A 17,763-nucleotide genomic window follows, 5' to 3' on the forward strand; every position below is an offset into this window, starting at 1 on the left:
AATGGAAGGATACGGGAAGAGTGGGGCGAGGGCGAAATTTGAAATGCGAAGTTCGAAATGTCGATTGTGGATCGTGGGTTGGATTTATGTCTGGCGTCCTTGGTTGAGTCGAGGGGTACGGTATTCAGGGAATGGGATCGTTGAAATCGTTTTGCCGGTCTCACCTTTCGGGTGATGTTGATTGGTTTGAACGCTGCGTTTCGATATCGGTTAGACGGGCAGCTTTTTCCATACACGATCCCGTTCGCTTACTAGACATACGCACGCTTGCATGGACCTCCATTACGCTGAATACGGTGACGAAGGACCCGCACTCATCATTCTCCACGGGCTTCTCGGTGCGCACGGAAACTGGCACACGCTCAGCCGGACACGGTTCAGCGAGCATTCTCAGGTTTACGCCGTCGATCAGCGGAATCATGGTGAGAGTCCACACTCGGATCAGTTTGACTACGATGTGATGGCGGTCGACACGCGCGATTTTATCGAACAGCATCACCTCGGCACCGCGACACTCCTGGGTCACTCGATGGGAGGGAAGACGGCGATGCAGACGGCCCTCACTTATCCCGACATCGTCGACCGCTTGATCGTCGTCGACATGTCACCTCGTTCGTACCCGCCCTCGCACGAGCCGCTCCTCAACGCGCTCCAGAGGATCGACCCGACCGACTATAACGACCGGTCCGCGATTGACGACGTTTTAGCGAAGGATGTCCCCTCGTTTAGCATCCGCCAGTTTCTTCTCAAGAATCTGGATTATGACCGGGATGCGGAGCACTATCGCTGGAAAATGAATCTGCCTGTGATCGCAGCAAACTACGGACAGGTCAACAAGCCGGTACAGGCAGATCAGCCCTTCGATAAACCGGCCCTCTTCATTCGCGGAGGCACTTCGTCCTACGTGCAGGATGAGGACATGGACCGGATCAACGAGCTCTTTCCACAAGCCGAACTAGTGACGGTTGAGGGGGCGGGACACTGGGTCCACGCGGAAAAGCCAACAGAACTGGCAGATGCCGTTGAGTCTTTTATCAATCAGACGGCGTAGTGACATAGCCAGCATGAGAAGGAGATGAGGACACCGGCTGAACACTCAGTCTTGACCGGCGCTACCGAAGGCAGCGGCGAGTCCTAGAAGCACGGGTCGGTCGCCTTTTTTGATTGTCTGGCCCGTTGCTCAGAAATAAGACCTCTCGTTCCAAAGGAACCTAAACAAAGATCTTTGCATTTAGCGACTGTCGAAATGTAAACGTGTGTCCTGACTATGCTCTCCCGTCTTCGTACATTTGGTGCATGCATCCTTCTCCTGGCCTTCGGGTTGGGCGGAGTCGTGGCGCCCCATGTGCATACGGCACAGCATGCGGTCGAGAGCACGACGGCCGCGCAGGAGGCGATTCACTGTCAGGATGCCTCGCATGATGCGACAGCGCCGGTCGCTACGGCGCACTTTCATGTTGTCGACGTGCCGGACTGTGTCCTGTGCGCGACGACCCATTTCTTTTCTGCCGTAGTAGCGGACGTCGGTGTAGCCACCGCGCTCGTTACGAAGGCGTTGTCCCTTTTTCCGAATCAGCATGTCCCGCTGATTCGAACGTCCGGCCTCGATATACGCGGCCCGCCGGCTGGAATCGCGTAACTCATTCGAGGATGCATTGCAGCGTCGCTTGGTAATCAGATGCATGTCCAGTGTGTCTGAACTCGGCTTTCGCCCGTTTACGTAACCGCACGATCTGTGCGGGGATATGGCGGTCAAGTCGTCCAAACGGCGTCTTCGTCGACCGAACCTGATCGTTCAGGAGATTTCTGTCGACGGAGAAGTCTGTCGAATCGCTGCGCTTCCGGTCCCATCCGCGTGATGGGCGGAGAATCGTCGGGTGAGCTCAATTCGATTCCCTTGTTGGTCTGCGTGTGCGGACGCTTTGTCTGCGCCAGACCTGAGCTATCTCGATTTTAGCAATTATGCCTGGTTCTTTCGGTTGGGCCGGGGAAGTGGTCTGTCGACGCTGGTCGCAGCTTCTCCCGTGGATTTTGATGATTGCCATGCCCGGTGCCGTGTTCGGTCAATCCGTGCACGGTCGCGTCACGGATGCCGTCGATAGCGCGCCGCTTGCAAACGTGAGCGTCGTCCTTCGTGGGACGTCGACCGGCGTCGCCACCAATCAGCGAGGCGAGTTTTCCCTGCGGCTTCCCGTGCCCGGCACGCACGTCCTCGTCTTCCGGCACCTCGGTTTTCAAACCCAGAGCCGAACGGTGACCGTTCGATTTGACGAACGCATTCGGGTCGATGTCGAGCTTGAACCGGTCGTGATTGGAGCGGAGGAGGTCATTGTTCAGGCACGAGCCCTTGCTGCCGCCGATGCGGCTCGGTCGGTTGAAACGCTGGATACGGGCGAGTTGCGCGCGGACCGGGGGCAGACACTTGGAGACGCTTTGCAGCACATCGCAGGTGTCACGACGCTCAGCACCGGACCCAGCATCGACAAGCCCATCGTTCGTGGTATGCACAGCGAGCGCGTCGTTCTGGTGAATAACGGCGTCCGTCAGGAGGGGCAGCAGTGGGGGCGCGAGCACGCACCCGAGGTCGACCCGTTTGCGCCGGTCGAGGTCTCGATCCTAAAAGGCGCGGCGGGAGTCGAGTACGGCGCGGGCGCGATCGGAGGCGTTCTTCGTTTAACGCCTCTTCCGCTTCCCGATTCGACCGGTGTTGGAGGTAGCCTGGATCTGGATGCATTCTCCAACAACGGACAAGGGGCCGGGTCCCTTCTCCTGGAGGGGGCGCGTGCTGTGGCCGGCGGACTGTGGAGCTGGAGAACGCAGGGAAGCCTCCGGGTCGCCGGAGCATCGCAAACGCCCGACTACGTGATCGGAAACACGGCATTTCGAGAAAACAATCTGAGCGTAGCGACGACCTACCGGCGAGGGCATTGGACAGTCGAGGCCACGGCCAGCCGCTTCGACAGCGAGCTCGGCATTTTTTCCGGTGCCCATGTCAACACCGTGGAAGCCTGGGAGAACATCGTCGAACGATCTCGACCCGCGATCGACTACAATTTCAGCTATGACATCGACGCGCCGAAGCAGGAGGTGAGGCACGACCTTGCCACGCTCGGCGTCGAGCACCGAATGACAAATGGGTACCGGGTCGAAGCGAAGTACGGCATTCAGAGAAATCTGCGCCGCGAATTCGATGCGCACAGTCCAGGAGGCGGGCCGCCCTCCGCGCCGGGCGTCGAGTTGACGCTGATGACCCACTCGGTCGATGCATCGCTCCGGTCGCCCGCGATAGATGCCGCTGGAGGGGCGTTGATCTGGAGCGCGGGGCTTGCAGGCATGAACCAGGGGAATGAAAACGGCCGCGCCAGCTATCTCATTCCCAACTATCGCGCTCTTTCCGGCGGCGTCTTCACGCGCTCGACATGGAGTCGTGATCGGTGGACGGTCGATGCTGGTGCTCGTCTCGATCATCAGTGGTCGCGATCCTTTCCGCGGGACAACGGCGGGACAACGTTTCTCAATCGCACGCAGTCGTTTTGGGGCGGAAGCGGGGTGTTTAGCGTGACGTCGGAGCTGGACCCAGCATGGGAGGTGAGCCTGGCTGCGTCGACGGCGTGGCGTCCCCCTGGTTTCAGCGAACTGTACAGCGACGGTGTCCACCATGGCAGCGCACAGTACGAAGAGGGGCGGGCGGACCTCGGAGCAGAACGAGCGTGGGCTCTCGACGCCACGCTCCGTCATCACGGGGAGCGCACACGCCTTCAACTGGGCGTGTATGAAACCCGCGTCGACGATTTTATCAACCTCGTTCCTTCGGGGCAGCCCAAGGTGACGATCCGCGGGGTCTTCCCGCTCTTTCGCTACGAGCAGCGTGACGCCATACTCCGAGGCGTTGACGGCTGGGCGGAGATCGACGTCGCAGAGCCTGTGACGCTCGGACTGACGGCCTCAATCGTTCGAGGCACAGACCGATTGTCCAGCGAACCCCTCGCAGACATGCCGTCCGATCGGGGCAGTCTGTTCGCTGACCTGCGCGTCTTCCATCGTCCGGTGGCCCGTTCGCTTCGTACCGTGCGCCTTCGCATCGACGGACACCGAGTCACGCGCCAGACACGGTACCCGGAGAACGTCGACTTCGCGCCGCCTCCTGCCGGATATGCGCTTCTCGACGTGTCATTGCACAGCGACTGGCGGGTGAGCGGCGTTCCAATGTCGCTCCAGCTCGCAACAGAAAACGTGTTCGACACGCGCTATCGGGACTACCTGGACCGGATGCGATATTTCACCGATGCCTCCGGGCGAACCGTCATTCTTCGACTTCACGTGAAGGTATGACGTCTGAGTCGAAGCCTCCGAGCCCCGTCTGAGCTGTCTCTGGCCACAGAGAGCACGGCAAATATTGGCCGTCGAAGCTTTCCGTGGGCAGAGACCGATCCGCCGCAACCGGCAGCGGATGTTCAGTCTGCCATTACGTCCTTAACAACCCTCTTCCTTCGTAGCGACCATGCCAACAAATTTTCTATCGCTCCTTCGACCTGTCCTGACCGTGGTTCTCGCTATCGGTCTTTTCACCGCCTGCGATAGCAACGAGCCGAGCGACAACGCCGGTGAGCAGGAAGTGATTTCTAATGTCACGCTTTCTTTCGATGACCCGGCGACGACCACGGCACCTGATGTGACGGCAGAAGCGGTGTTCGGCTCCGGAGGCGACCTTCAGTCCGTCGAGCCGATCCCGCTCACGAACGGTATTAGCTACGACGTGTCGATCGAGCTGCGCGACCGCTTCAACGACGAAGATATCACCGCGGAAATCGAGGAGGAAGACGAAGAGCACCGCTTCTTCTACCGCGTGGAAGATGCTGAATCCGGCGGCAGCCCCGTCAATGGCATTCTCGACATCTCGGGGCTGGACGCCGATGCGAATGGCGACGATCTCGGTCTGACCTTCGCTGCCGAGACACTTTCGGCAACGTCGGGGACCGTCTATCTCCGCGTCAAGCTTCGGCATTACGAAGAAAACGCCACGCTTCCGGAGGACAAGCGCAACGACACCATCGAGGCGCCCGAAGAGCCGGAGATCGTGGAGAACGATGTGGACTTCACCTATCCGCTGACAGTGAACTGACGCTGCTGATTTCCTGCCGCACGGCCCGGACAACGACGTATCGTCCGGGTCGACCGTGGCCCTCTCCCGCCCTCGGTGGTTGGGGACGAGAGCTCTCCTGTTATAGCGGGCGGGATCTCGTTTCGAACGACCGCTCGACGCTTTATCCTCGCGGGCAACCACCGCCCGTGAACGGACGATTTTCCTTTTCCCAATAAACTGCATCTGATGATTCGTCGCACTCGCGTACGATTCCTACCTCTTTTCTTCGCTTTTCTACTCATCGCAGCTTCAAGTCCGGACGCCTGGTCCCAAACCCGCGGCACGGTGAAAGGCACCGTGTATGCGACCGATGGTGAGCCGTTGCCCGGCGCAGAGGTCGTCGATCCGGCCCTTCAACGGGGAACGACCACCGGTCCTGATGGGACGTTTCGCCTGGATAAGCTCCCGGTCGGGCAGCACAAACTGGAGATTCGTTTCATCGGGTACCAGACCGCTGTTCGTACCGTGACGCTCGAGGCGGGAGAGACCGTTTCCATTGAAGTCACGCTCAAGTCGCGGGTTCTTGAGTCCGAAGGCGTAACCGTGACGGGCACAGCACGGGCGCGCTCCACGCTCCGGGCGCCGCAGGACGTGGACGTGATTGCGGCCGAGGACCTGTCCGTGAACCGAAACGCTGCGCTGGGCGACCTGCTCCGAGAGAACGTGAGTGGTGTATCGTCCATTCAGACGGGATCACAGGCCGGCAAGCCGGTGCTTCGCGGTCTCAGCGGCAATCGGGTCGTGCTCCTGAAAGACGGTATCGCGCAGGAGTACTATCAGTTCGGCGTCCGCCACTTTCCAAGCACCAATGCCAGTGAAGCAGAGCGGGTCGAGGTGGTGCGCGGGGCCAGCAGCATCCTGTACGGCTCCGACGCGCTGGGCGGAGCGGTCAACGTCATCACGAAGACCGCGCCGACGAGTGCTAGCGGCGAACTCGACGTTGGCGGTGCGGCCAGCACGCAGTACTTTTCGAACAACAACGAGCGCGCGGTGTCGGTCGACCTCAGCGTGGCCGATGGAAATGTTGGCTGGCGAGCCGGCGCGGAGCGTCGGATCGGTGGCAATTTCCACACCCCGGAGGATCCCACATTCTTCGAAACGGGCAGCGGCGGTACGTATGGCGATCCGAAGTATACAGGTGAAATCCCCTTCACCAACTTCGAGCAGTGGAGTGCCTACGCGCAAACGGGTGTTCAGGGCGACTTCGGTACGCTGCAGCTCTACGGCGACTACTGGGCAAACGCGCACAACTTCGTCCTACCGACCGGTGGACCCGTGGGCAATGCCGGCAATCCGCCGGATGGCCTCGGGCAGAACCTCGAACACAGTAACGTCCTGTTGAAAGGAAATATCGTCGCGGACGGCTTCGTGCTGAAGCCGCGCGTGAGTTGGCAACGATCGATTCGTCAGTCGGCGCCGCCATCGGGCGATGTTACGCTCTCGACGATTCGGGCGAACGGCGGTCTCGGCGGCTTCGACTATCCGCTGGATCTTAAGACCGATATCTACACAGCGCGCCTTGAGGCGGCGCATCCAGAAATCGGTTCCATGAGCGGTACCATCGGCGCAGAGGTTCAACACCAGGATGCAGACACGCGCGGTCCGGCCGAATTGCAGCCCTCCGCCCGCACCTGGAATGCCGGGGTCTTCTTCTTCGAGGACGTGGACCTCGACCCGGTCACGGTATCCTTCGGTGGTCGTGCAGACTACCGAACGGTTGAGGCCGTGCCGAACGAGCGCACGTCGGACACCGATGCGCTGGAGAATGATTACTTCGTCCTGTCCGGCTCGGTCGGGGCATCGTACGAGTTTGCTGACGGATACGCGGTCGCGACCAACGCCAGCACCGGTTTCCGGGCACCGTCTGTCTTCGAACTGTACGCTAGTGGTGTGCACGGTGGCGTCGCCGCGTTTCAGGTCGGCGACCCGAACCTGGACCCGGAGCGCTCCTACAGCGCCGACCTCTCGCTGCGCGTCCGTCAGGATCGCCTCACCGCGGAGGTGACGGCCTACGTGAATGCGATCTCGAATTACATCTACCTCGCGAATACAGGCGAAAACCAGAATCCGGACGGGTCGGGTCTCCCGGTGTACGCTGCCGCTCAAACGGATGCTATCATCCCCGGCGTCGAAGCCAAAGTCGAAGCGAGTGTGCTTCCATGGATGCAGGTTGGGATGAACGCTGCCTTTCTGGACGGCACCGGAGAAGGCCTCGGCAGCGGTGGTAGTGACGGACAGCTCCCGCTGCTTCCCGCGAACAATCTCGGGGGCTTTGTGAAATGGGTGCCGACCGGTCCCGGCATCCTGTCCAATCCGTACGTCGAGTTCTCGGCGAAGCACGCAAACTCGAAGGATGCCGCCGGCCGCTTTGAGCCGTTTTCGCAGTTCGACGGCGGGTTCGGCCCGCCCTTCGGCACGGCATCGACGCAGGCGTACACGCTCGTCAACGCAGAAGCGGGCACCACGATCGATCTGGGCGCACCGCTGACGCTGTCGGTCGAGGTACGCAACCTATTTGACGAGAGCTATCGCGACTTCCTCGATACGTACAAGGGCTACGCGCTCTCGCCGGGTCGAGATGTGCGGTTTACGCTTTCGACACGCTTTTAAGTCTGGTCGTACGATGTTGTACGGCTTCTTGCGACCGTGAGGTCGTATCGGCGTCGTACAATCTCTGAATGAAATTGTCCGCGGGTGAAAAGGGGACTGTCCGAAGGTCTCCTTCTCACCCGCGGACGTCGTTTGGTACCCTACGAACTTTCTCGAATGTTTGAGGCGTGCATCGCCAGAGCGTCACCTTCCCGCCACCCTCGAACGGCCGTTCAACAGTGGCGGGGGAGTAGTTGCGGAAAACGATCTCCCAGACCAGGTCATCTTTCTTCTCAAACGCAATCCACAACCATGAACGCTTTGAACAGATACACGTCCTTTCCGGGACGCGTCTCTCGAATTCTCATGCTCGGGCTAATCTGTGTCGTCGTTCTTGCCGGGTGTGCCGATGCAGAAACGGGCGACGAGCCCACGGAGAACGACGTGGAAGCCGCGGAGAACCTTTCCGCACTGGACAGTGAGTTTGTCCAGATCCCGTTCGAAAATGCCTTCGCCCGCGTCTATCGGATCGATCTCCCGCCCGGGGACTCCATTTTGGCACATGACGCCGGCCCGCGAGTCGTGTACTCGATGGGCACCTACTCGCTCGCGTTCGAGACAAACGGGGAGGCATCCGAGCGTTCGTTTGAGGGTGGGGCCGTCCATGCGCACGATGCCGGTGTCCACTCTGTATCGAACATGAGTGATTCTCTTGCCTCGTACGTCGTCTTCGAGCGGATTGGCGAGGTGGATTCGGTGGATTCAGGGGATGCATCGACCCTGGACGAGGTTGACATCCCGGATCGCTCGGTGCACGAGGTGCTGCTAACGAACGATGCATTCACCGTTCACAGAATCTCACTCGTACCGGGTGACGAATTGCCCGAGCACTTCGGCTATGACCGCGTTGTGTTCGCGCTTTCGGACTACACCGTCACGCTCACCAATCCCGAAGACGGGTCGTCGATGGAGCGATCCTACGAGGCTGGAGATGTGCACGACCATGAAGCCGGCCTCCACCGGGTCGAGAACACGGGGTCAACACCGGCTGACTATCTGGTTGTCGCCTTCAAGCCGTAATCGGGATGCCGGGGCCGGGGCGGGCTCGGCAGAGGTCCCATCGTCGCCTGCCCACGACAGCTCCGTGAGATCCTGAATCATTCGATACAACAACGAACAGCCCCGCCGGGATGACCGGTCGGGGCTGCTCTGTTGTTCATTGAGATGAATCGATCCGTGCTCAGAACCCGATCGCCGCGGTGAATGCGATCACCCGGCCGGGTTCGGCAATGCGTGCTCCCGAAAACGGGTTGCTCGCGCTCAGGTGATTCGTGTAGCTGACGTCGAATACGTTCTCAGCCGTGACCCGGAGGTCGACGCGCTGAAAGAGGCGAACGCCGGTTTGCAGGTCGACGACGGTGTATCCAGGTGTGACGCGCTCGCCGCGGGTGGTCGCGACACGATCCTGCTCCGCCGTCATCGTGACCGATCCGTCCAGGTAGAACCGCTGCACGGTTGAGCCTTCGATCGGGAGCGTCCACCGAGCGCCGGCCGACGCCGAGGCGGGAGAGACGCCCAGGGCCGGCTCATCCAGCGTCTCATCCTGGCCCCAGAGGTAGCTTCCGGCTGCGCGCAGCTCGATGTATTCCACCGGGCGAACGTTGCCCTGGAGTTCCGCCCCGTAAAACGTGGCTTCACCGTTCACGTACCCGTACACGGTGGAGGGGCTGAGCGGAAGGAGCGGGTTGATGCTCGTAGCCTCAAGCGTCACGTAGTTGTCCAGCCGACGTGTAAATGTGCTGGCTCGAAGCGTCCACGTGTCTGCGTACCCCTCGATCCAGAGGTCGGCCTGCGTGCTCCGCTCCGGTTCGAGGAACGGGTTGCCTTGAAACTCCGCCGATGTCTGCGCGCGGGACGCCGGAATCCGGTCGGAGTACAGCTCAAGTGCCTGTGGCGATCGGGCAACGGACCCGAGCCCGGCGCTTACGCTCCAGACGTTCGTCAGCGGGACCGAGGCAGTCACCGCGCCGCTTCCCATCGTAAACGATCGGTCGAGGTCCGCCTCCGTGACCGTCGCTCCGCGGACCGTGGAGGCATTGTTCAGGAAGACAGTGCTCGGATCATCCGGATCGGATTGCACCAGGTCGAGGCGACCCGTCGCGGCAATCTCAAGCACACCGAGGCTCCGTTGCACATTTAGGAACGCACCTTCGTGCATCATGCGAACGCCGGGCCACACGCGGTCGCTCGTGTAGAATGGCGGTGTCATCTGCATGCCATTCGGCATCACGGCTGCAAGCGGCCGCCGCGCATCCCGATAGGTGGACAGCAAATCCGCTCCCACCTCGAACGACCAGGCGTTCGTTTCAAGCGATGTGGACGCTCGAGCCCCGAAGTTCTGCACCTCGGCATCGACGCCGATGCGAAGGGGCGGGCGCGGGTTCCCGTTGGGAAACTGCCCGGCTTCATAGGTCGGCTTGCCCTCGTTTGTCATGCCGTGCGTCGTTTGCTGCGCATGAAGCTGGACCTCGATCCCGGTCAAAGACAGTCCATCTCCGACCGCTTCAGGAGCGTACGACAGGTCAACTTTGCCCATGCCGGTCTTGAAGTAGTCGGCGTTCAGCAGACGACCAGGGTAGTCGATATCGGTTTGCTCTTGGTAGCCGCCGCGTACTTCAAGTGTCGTCGCGGGGGTGAGGTGGATGCCGATGTGCCCACGCGCCTCGCTCGACGTGTAGTCTGCCGCGATGGTCCGACCGGCTCCCGTTTCGTAGTCGTTGCCCGTTCGCCAGGCGCCATTTGCCGAGTAAAAGACGCGTCCCTGTCGGCCCATGGCGAAGGCGCTGGTCTCGACGGATTCGGTATTCGTATCGTATCCGGTCCGGAGCGTGCCCGTGAGGGTCGTCGGTGGTGGCGACTGGCCGCGAGGGATCGCTCGAATCGCGCTCATATTACCGGGCCCCCACGTCAGAGCGTACGGGCCTTTGACTACCTCGATGGAGGCGATTGTGCTCGGATCGACGTGACTCAGCGGCGAGTCCATGCGGAGCGGGCCGGCGGGAAAGGTGCGCATGCCGCCGATGTAGACGCCCACCGATGTTTCCGTCAATCCCCGGACGTTGGGGTCGAATCCGATCGGGCCACGCCGGGCGACGTTGATGCCAGGAACAGATCGAAGGTATTGTCCGCTATCGTCGGCTTCAATTTCGCGAACACGTGTGGCGTCGATACCGGCCGATGGGTTGAGGCCCGGCGAAAGCGCGGACACTTCGACACCGTCCAGCCCGATCGTCGAGGGGTGGAGCGTGATATTGATGCGAATCGTGTCTCCGGCGACGATCTCGACCGTTCGCCTGTCCGTGGAGTAGCCGATGTGCTTGGTGATGATCGTCTGTGTGCCGGTCGAGATCTTCGTAAGACGGGCGATTCCGTCCAGGTTGGTCGCTGTGCCCCGTCTCGTCTGCTCGACGAACACGTTGGCTCCGGGCAATGGGGACTCATTCGCGCCGTCCGTAACCGTCGCTATGAGCGTTCCGGTCGACTGGGCGTAAGCGGGGGAGGTCGCAGTGGATATCGCGGCTGCAAGTAAGAGGAAGAGGCTGATTAGACGTCGGACCGAGGCAGATGGACCGCTTCGATCGGTTGGGGAAATTGTATGTGTAGACATGGGACATGAAACCCTGGAAGAAGACGGGGAAATGCAGGCACGTGTAGGCTCTTCGACCACGTGGATACAGTCATTGGCCTGTCGTGCAGATGCTATCGTGTTCACCGCGAGGTAGCGACATACCGCAAAAAACGAGGGGTACGCTACACGCGTGATGGATCACGACATCCAGGGTGGTCGGAAAATGTCTACCGGGGGAGGGTCCGGGACGGGACCTGTGTGGTACGGCCCGTACTCGTTGGACGTGGACGCGGCGACCGGTATCATCGTATAGCTGAACGCGATCGCGCGAATGTCGACATCTGCGGCGCGCATCGATAGAGACGCGTGATCATGCGACCCGTGAGCATCTTCGATGCGCTTCACGAGAAAGCACATCCCGTCGCACTGTACATCCGGGTTATTCCGGTTGACGCAGTGGTGCTCTGCGATATGGTCCTGATGAATCAGGAAAAGTGCCTCAACCAGAATCGTCCCCTGCATCCCGGCACAGACGACCAGGATAAGACTGATTCGGATAAGCTTTCGAAGTCGAGGCATCATGGCACCGTGCGACATTAGTCCATGTAACAACTCTGTCGCAGTATCTAGGATTCGCGCTTGTTGCACGAATGCACGAACAAATGACAAAGACAGTGGCCTCGGGACGGCTCTGTGTTTGATAATCGATCTGGATACCGATCTCGTCTTTACAAATCCATTGCCTGCAAAAAGGAACTCCGAATTGGGTAGACGCTTGCACCGGTACCCGCCGACAGCGTTGATGATATAGGCATCGGATCAGCCCAATATGGTCCGGTGGCATCTCGCGCTTTCGTGATGTTAGACCGTTTTTCTACATTCGATATTTTCTCCCCTATGCCCGAAGATTTTGGTCTCCATGCTGAGCTCGATCCCGAAGACGAGGAGATCGAGTATGACGACGACTGGGACATTGACGACGAGGATGAGGAGGAGCTCCTCGACGAAGACGACGAATATGACGATTACGACGAGTGGGAGGACGAAGCCCCGTGGGATGACGAGAGCGTCTTTGACGACTTCGAAGAAGACTTCTTCGATGAAGACGAGGAAGACTAGGCGGATGTAGTACAACGATTTTGTCTCGTTGCACGGCGGGGGTCGAATGGCGGCCCCCGCTGTTTCTGTTTTATGCCCTCTCAGTTGATTCTGAGTCGACGGACGGGTGCAGAGCGTAAAGCGTGGTCGACTATGCGCCGATGGATCAAACACTGGCTTCGGGCGAAAAACGGCCGTCGAGCCCGGAAACAATAGAACCGGTGAGCGTCGAAATTTATCGCCTGGGGACGTAGACTTCATGGACGCCACCGATCGGGAGACGGTTTAGCTTGAGTAGCGTTCTGGTTGGAGGTCGAGAACATGATCGTCGCCGGCGATCGTGCTCTGTCCGCTTCAGCCCCTGCGCCATGAATCGATTGTTATGTAGCGCTTCGTTCGTCCTCGCTCTGGCTGTTGTCGCAGCCCTTGCCGTCGCCCCGGCTCAGGCCCAGATCTTTGTTCGTGAGGGGGCATCCGGCACGGGGACCGCCAGCGACCCCTATGGCTCGTTGCAAGACGCGCTGGCTGACGGGTCGAGCAACGAAATCCGTGTCGCGGAGGGTACGTACGTTCCGTCCTCCTCCGATCAATCGGCCTCGTTCGTGCTTACGGACGGTGTCACGATCTTGGGAGGATATGCGTCGGACTTCAGCACGCGCGATCCATCGACCTTCATTACGGTGCTGGGCGGCGACATTGACCAGGATGGCACGTCCAGCGGAAACACGTATCGCGTCGTCGTCTCTCCCTCAACTCTCGCGAGTTCCGCTACGCTGGACGGACTGGTCATCAGCGGGGGCAATGCCTCACAGCTGGGTGGAAGTGATGCAGGAGCCGGACTGTTCGTCGACCAATCGTCGCCTACTGTCCGTAATGTCACGTTCCGCAACAATCAGGCGATCGTTGGGGGAGGTGCCGTGCTCATCCAGGGAGGCAGTCCGACCTTTGAATCGGTTGTGTTCGATCAGAACACAGCGACAGCCACGGTCGGAGGCGGAGCTGTGTATGTGATCGAGGCAGACCCCTTGACGATCCGCCAGAGTACCTTTGTTGGCAACCAGGGGCTATCCGGAGGCGCGCTGAATATCAGTGCCGGCACGGTCGACATCGACAACTCGGAGTTTACTCAGAACACGTCGGCCGACGGAGGCGGCGCAATCTTCGCTGACACGGGAGACCTCACCATCACGCGGTCGATCTTCGACCAGAATACGACATCGGGGACGACGGGCGGTGGTGGCGCAATTTATCAGGTAACGGGGTCGTCTCGCATTACCAATACAGTGTTCGCTGGAAATACGACGACGGGTACGGTCCCCGGCGGAGCGATCCACGCAGCGGAGGGAAGTTCGGCGTCAATCTTCAACAGCGTTTTTACCGGAAATGCGGCTACCGAGGCTCGCGGAGGTGCCATCTTCCTCGAGGGGGCTGACCTCACCGCGACGCACATCACGGCGCTTTCGAACGATTCGCCAGACGGGAGTGCAGTACATGCGGGGGATGGAGGTACGGCCACTCTTCAAAACATCATCCTCTGGCCGCAGACGGGTCCAGTCATCGCCACAACTCTGTCCGGTACCGTTTCGGTGGGAGCCGCGTTAATCGATGGTGGCCTGCCGACGGCTGCGACGTTAATTGATGGCGCGCCGCCCGTATTGGACGCGAACCCCGATTACACGGATGCTGGTGGATCGGACGGTGTGCAGGGAACGCTTGACGACGACGTGCGGCTTTCAGAGGCCTCTCCCGCCGTCGGGTACGGGCTCTTCAGCGCGCTTCCGCCCGATGATAGCGACCTGGACGAGGATGGAAACACGACGGAATTTCTGCCGCTTGACCTTGACGAGACCGCTCGTGTGGAGGACAGTCACCTGGCGGACGGGGACAGCGGTGGCCCGGATCTCGGCGCGTATGAGACGCCGACCATTCTTGTCATTCCGGGCACGGCGGACGATCCGCCCGAGGATAGCGATCGGGGCGAGGATAGCGGATGGCGAATGATGGCGATGCCGGCTCCGTCGACCGTGGGAGACATCGATGACGACATCTTCTTCGGGCCCTTTGGTCTCTCGGGCTCGCCACCAACGGCGATGATCTACAAGTGGAACGATTCCGTCGAGAATGACACCTCCGAGTACACAGGCGTCTGGGATGGACTTTCCTCCCTGAGTACGCCGATCGCATCCGGAGAAGGATTCATCCTGTACTTCTTCGATGATGACCGCGACCCCATTCGCCCGTCCTCGCCGCTCGAATTTGATGTGCCGGGTGAGCGACCGATCCAGGACGTGGTAGTGGAAAATCTGAGTACGACAGCCCTCTATCACCTCATCGGAAATCCCTATCCGCAGGCGTTTGATGTCAGCGGATTGACGATCGGCGGGACCAGTGGCTTTCAGGCGTTCGTCTGGGTCTGGGATCCCGCGACGGAGTCCTACATCCGTCGCGAGCAGGGGACCGCTGGAGATGAGGTGGCTTCGTGGCAGGGCTTTTTCATCGAGCGGAGCGTCGGCAGTTCGGCGACCTCGGTCACCTTCAACGCGAGTGGACGCATTTCGGAGGTTCCGTTCGTCGGAAAACGGGGACGCACAGGTGAGATCGCGCGCATTGGATTGCGCCTGCAGGCGGTCGAGGAAGACTCCGTTGTGTTCAGTGACGATCTTCCGGAAGTCAGTTTTCGACGGGATGCGCAAAACGACTGGGACGTTTGGGATGCAACGCGACCGATCGGACCCTCTGGAGAACGGGCGCGGCCTCTTCTTGCGTTCAAAGGAGAGCGCGCAGATCGCTGGGTGGAAAAAGCCCACGAAAGCCGACCTCTTCCGCTTCGCTACGGCGTTCGCATTCCGCTCTCCGTCCGACCCATGGGCTGGAGCGGGACGATGCGAATCGATGCGCCGAGGTGGACGAATATACCTAAGGCCTGGACCGTGCGGTTGATTGACACGAAAGGGACGCCGTCGCAGGACGATGATGTTGAGACGGAGCTTGAGCCAGACGGGGGCGGCTATACCTTTGAAGTGGACAACGAGGATGCGAAGGAGGCCGGAGCGCACGGGTCTGTGGGACTACCGGCCGTCGTGCGCACCCCTCGTGAGTTAAAGCGGGGGAGGGACGGTGGATCGCTGACAAGCAGCGATTTCGTGCTCGTGATCGCCCCGGGAGAATCCGGGCGTGGAGCGTGGGGCATTCAGGCGCGAGCGGAAGGTGGTCGGGCGATCCTGTCCTGGCCCGACGACCTACCCGCGAACATCGTCATCGAACAGTCCCATGAGGAGAGCCCGTGGACGACGATCGAGACGCGCCCGGAAGGTGAAGCCGGTTCCAATCGGTTGCGCGTCGTTCTCTCTGATCTGGAGCCCGGCCGCCACGAGTTTCGGCTGAAGGCGGATGTAGAGGGTACGGTCGCGTACAGCGAAGTGGTTACGGTCGACATCACGATGTCCGAGGCCGTTCGAATCGAGCCCGTGGCACCGAATCCCGTATCGCAAAGGTCGACGATGACCGTCACCGTTCGGGATCCGCAGGAGGTGCGCGTTGAGCTCTTCGACGTACTCGGTCGCCGCATTGTCACGCTGTTCCGCGACTCGATGGATGGAAGCCGACCGCAGCAAGTCGAGATTGATGCAGGAGAACTCGACCTCGCGAGCGGGACATACGTGGTTCGTGTCAGCGGAGAGACATTCGTCGACACGCAGCGCATCGCGGTCGTCCGGTAGAACCGGCGAGTGCAGGGCCGACACCCCCGTTCTTACGCTTCCGGCGGCTGGGACGGGCGCGACCGGCTCGACCACAGAAGCCAGATGCCAAACGCTACGACGGGGATGCTCAGCAGCTGTCCCATCGTGAGCGAGAGCCCGAGTTCGAAGTGGGCCTGTTGGGCCTTGACGAACTCGATCATGAAGCGGGACCCAAACACGAGCACCATAAATGCGCCGGAGAGCGTGCCGAAGCGCGGGGACGAGTCGGAGCGGCGGTAGAGCCACACCAGGATACCGCAGATGGCAAAGTAGGACAGCGATTCGTAGAGTTGCGCTGGGTGACGCGGCGTCATATCGCGAAGCTCGAAGATGAACGCCCATGGCACGTCGGTCGGGGTGCCGAGAATCTCCGAGTTAAACAGGTTGCCGAGGCGGATGAGTCCGCCCGTGAGGGCCGCGGGCATCGCGATGCGGTCGAGGAGCCACAGGAACGGCTGGCCGGGGCGCGAACGGGCGTAGAGGTACAGCGCGGTGAGGACGCCGATGAACCCGCCGTGGCTCGCAAGTCCGCCCTCCCAGACCTGTAGGATTTGGCCCGGATGCGTGAGGTAGTAGCCGGGGTCGTAGAACAGGACGTGCCCGAGCCGAGCGCCGATCACCGTGCCGCCGAGAATCCAGTAGAGTAGGGTGTCCACATCGTGCTCGGGCTTCCCCTCGCGCAAAAAGATGGACCGCATCGCGTAGAAGCTCAGGAGGAAGCCGATCCCGAACAGAAGGCCGTACCACCTTGGGGCGAGCGAACCAAGCCGAAACATCACGGGGTCGACGTTCCACCGGATCACGGCGAGGCCGGAGGCGACGAGGGACAGGCTGGGGCTCATGGGCGAGTGTTTGTAGAGTCGAGAATCCGATGGTGCAACGAACCTTCGACATGCAGGCACGCAATGCGAGTGGATACCGTTCGGGCTTCGTTTAACCTTAACACGGAGGGGGCGTCCGAGTGAAACCGTGTTGTTTGTATTCGATCTAAATAGTGTGCCTCGACGCTGTGACAGCGGCTCACGACCATCTGGAAGCGACCGGAAACAATGATTACGTCCCCTTCTGCCTCCTCAGACGCCGTCGTGCTATACTCGACGGGGGCCGGATCGGCGGTGCAGCGAGATGATGATCGCGTGACGTTGACTTTTAATGACCTGGCGATCACCCTACCGACGCCTGCCATCAACGAGTTGCGAGACTCGGCTCGGTCGCTCGCGGCGGATGTTCGCCGGTGCGGGTCGGACTGCCGGTGGCAATTACGGGTGCCTCAGGCAGATCAGCGAATGGTCATCGTGCTTACGTCTGAGGATGTGCTGGCCCTCGACGACCTCGTGTCCGGCGCGAGTGCGATGATGGAACTGAACGCGATTCTGGAGGAGACAGCGATCGACGTCAGGTAGAGCCCGTCGGTCGCGTAGGTTCTTTCGCGGTCCACGTTGGCAGATTAGAAAAAGCGTCGCGTCCGGATGGCAGCGACGCTTTTCCTTTGTCTCAATGCTTTGGTACGCGGGTTTGGCACCCTGTATTTCGTGCAGCGTACCGCGCCGCGGGGACTTGGGGCA

The 17,763-nt window shown here is 60.6% G+C and carries 12 protein-coding genes; 9 read left to right on the forward strand and 3 right to left on the reverse strand.

The genetic code is table 11. The features are described 5' to 3' along the window. Positions 1-271: 271 nt before the first annotated feature. The 6 genes from CRI94_RS05290 to CRI94_RS05315 all read left to right on the forward strand — a co-directional run bounded on the left by CRI94_RS05290 (position 272) and on the right by CRI94_RS05315 (position 8,812). Positions 272-1,051, forward strand: a complete 780-nt coding sequence (locus CRI94_RS05290; RefSeq protein WP_098074617.1) for an alpha/beta fold hydrolase — start codon at positions 272-274, stop codon at positions 1,049-1,051. A gap of 216 nt (positions 1,052-1,267) precedes the next feature. Next, positions 1,268-1,639 (forward strand): hypothetical protein, encoded by a 372-nt coding sequence (locus CRI94_RS05295; protein WP_098074618.1) that lies wholly within the window; start codon positions 1,268-1,270, stop codon positions 1,637-1,639. A gap of 323 nt (positions 1,640-1,962) precedes the next feature. Further along, on the forward strand, positions 1,963-4,332 hold the full coding sequence (locus tag CRI94_RS05300) for a TonB-dependent receptor (protein ID WP_098074619.1): 2,370 nt from the start codon (positions 1,963-1,965) through the stop codon (positions 4,330-4,332). 169 nt (positions 4,333-4,501) lie between these two features. Continuing rightward, positions 4,502-5,122 (forward strand): hypothetical protein, encoded by a 621-nt coding sequence (locus tag CRI94_RS05305; protein WP_098074620.1) that lies wholly within the window; start codon positions 4,502-4,504, stop codon positions 5,120-5,122. Positions 5,123-5,329: 207 nt separating this feature from the next. Next, positions 5,330-7,753 carry a TonB-dependent receptor gene (locus CRI94_RS05310; protein WP_098074621.1) on the forward strand — a complete coding sequence of 808 codons (2,424 nt, stop codon included), beginning with the start codon at positions 5,330-5,332 and terminating at the stop codon, positions 7,751-7,753. A 291-nt stretch (positions 7,754-8,044) separates the two neighbouring features. After that, complete coding sequence (locus CRI94_RS05315; RefSeq protein WP_143815308.1) at positions 8,045-8,812, forward strand: cupin domain-containing protein; 768 nt, start codon at positions 8,045-8,047, stop codon at positions 8,810-8,812. A 160-nt stretch (positions 8,813-8,972) separates the two neighbouring features. Here CRI94_RS05315 and CRI94_RS05320 read toward each other — a convergent pair whose 3' ends face one another. Next, complete coding sequence (locus CRI94_RS05320; RefSeq protein WP_098074623.1) at positions 8,973-11,399, reverse strand: TonB-dependent receptor; 2,427 nt, start codon at positions 11,397-11,399, stop codon at positions 8,973-8,975. Positions 11,400-11,558: 159 nt separating this feature from the next. Beyond that, entirely contained in the window at positions 11,559-11,942 is a 384-nt protein-coding gene (locus CRI94_RS05325; RefSeq protein ID WP_143815309.1) for a hypothetical protein, read from the reverse strand. Between the two features lie 315 nt (positions 11,943-12,257). Here CRI94_RS05325 and CRI94_RS17625 point away from each other — a divergent pair, with 315 nt between their 5' ends. Beyond that, positions 12,258-12,479: a hypothetical protein gene (locus CRI94_RS17625; protein ID WP_098074625.1), complete on the forward strand. Its 222-nt coding sequence runs from the start codon at positions 12,258-12,260 to the stop codon at positions 12,477-12,479. Positions 12,480-12,826: 347 nt separating this feature from the next. Then, a complete protein-coding gene (locus CRI94_RS05335) occupies positions 12,827-16,177 on the forward strand; it encodes a right-handed parallel beta-helix repeat-containing protein (protein ID WP_098074626.1) in 3,351 nt (1,116 codons plus the stop codon). Positions 16,178-16,209: 32 nt separating this feature from the next. Here CRI94_RS05335 and lgt read toward each other — a convergent pair whose 3' ends face one another. After that, positions 16,210-17,040 carry a prolipoprotein diacylglyceryl transferase gene (gene lgt / locus CRI94_RS05340; protein WP_098074627.1) on the reverse strand — a complete coding sequence of 277 codons (831 nt, stop codon included), beginning with the start codon at positions 17,038-17,040 and terminating at the stop codon, positions 16,210-16,212. Between the two features lie 207 nt (positions 17,041-17,247). On the opposite strand from lgt, the gene CRI94_RS05345 reads away from it, so the two are divergent. After that, positions 17,248-17,601 carry a citrate synthase gene (locus tag CRI94_RS05345; RefSeq protein ID WP_098074628.1) on the forward strand — a complete coding sequence of 118 codons (354 nt, stop codon included), beginning with the start codon at positions 17,248-17,250 and terminating at the stop codon, positions 17,599-17,601. The last annotated feature ends 162 nt before the right edge of the window (positions 17,602-17,763 follow it).

The sequence above is a fragment of the Longibacter salinarum genome (assembly GCF_002554795.1).
Classification (GTDB): Bacteria; Bacteroidota; Rhodothermia; order Rhodothermales; family Salinibacteraceae; genus Longibacter; species Longibacter salinarum.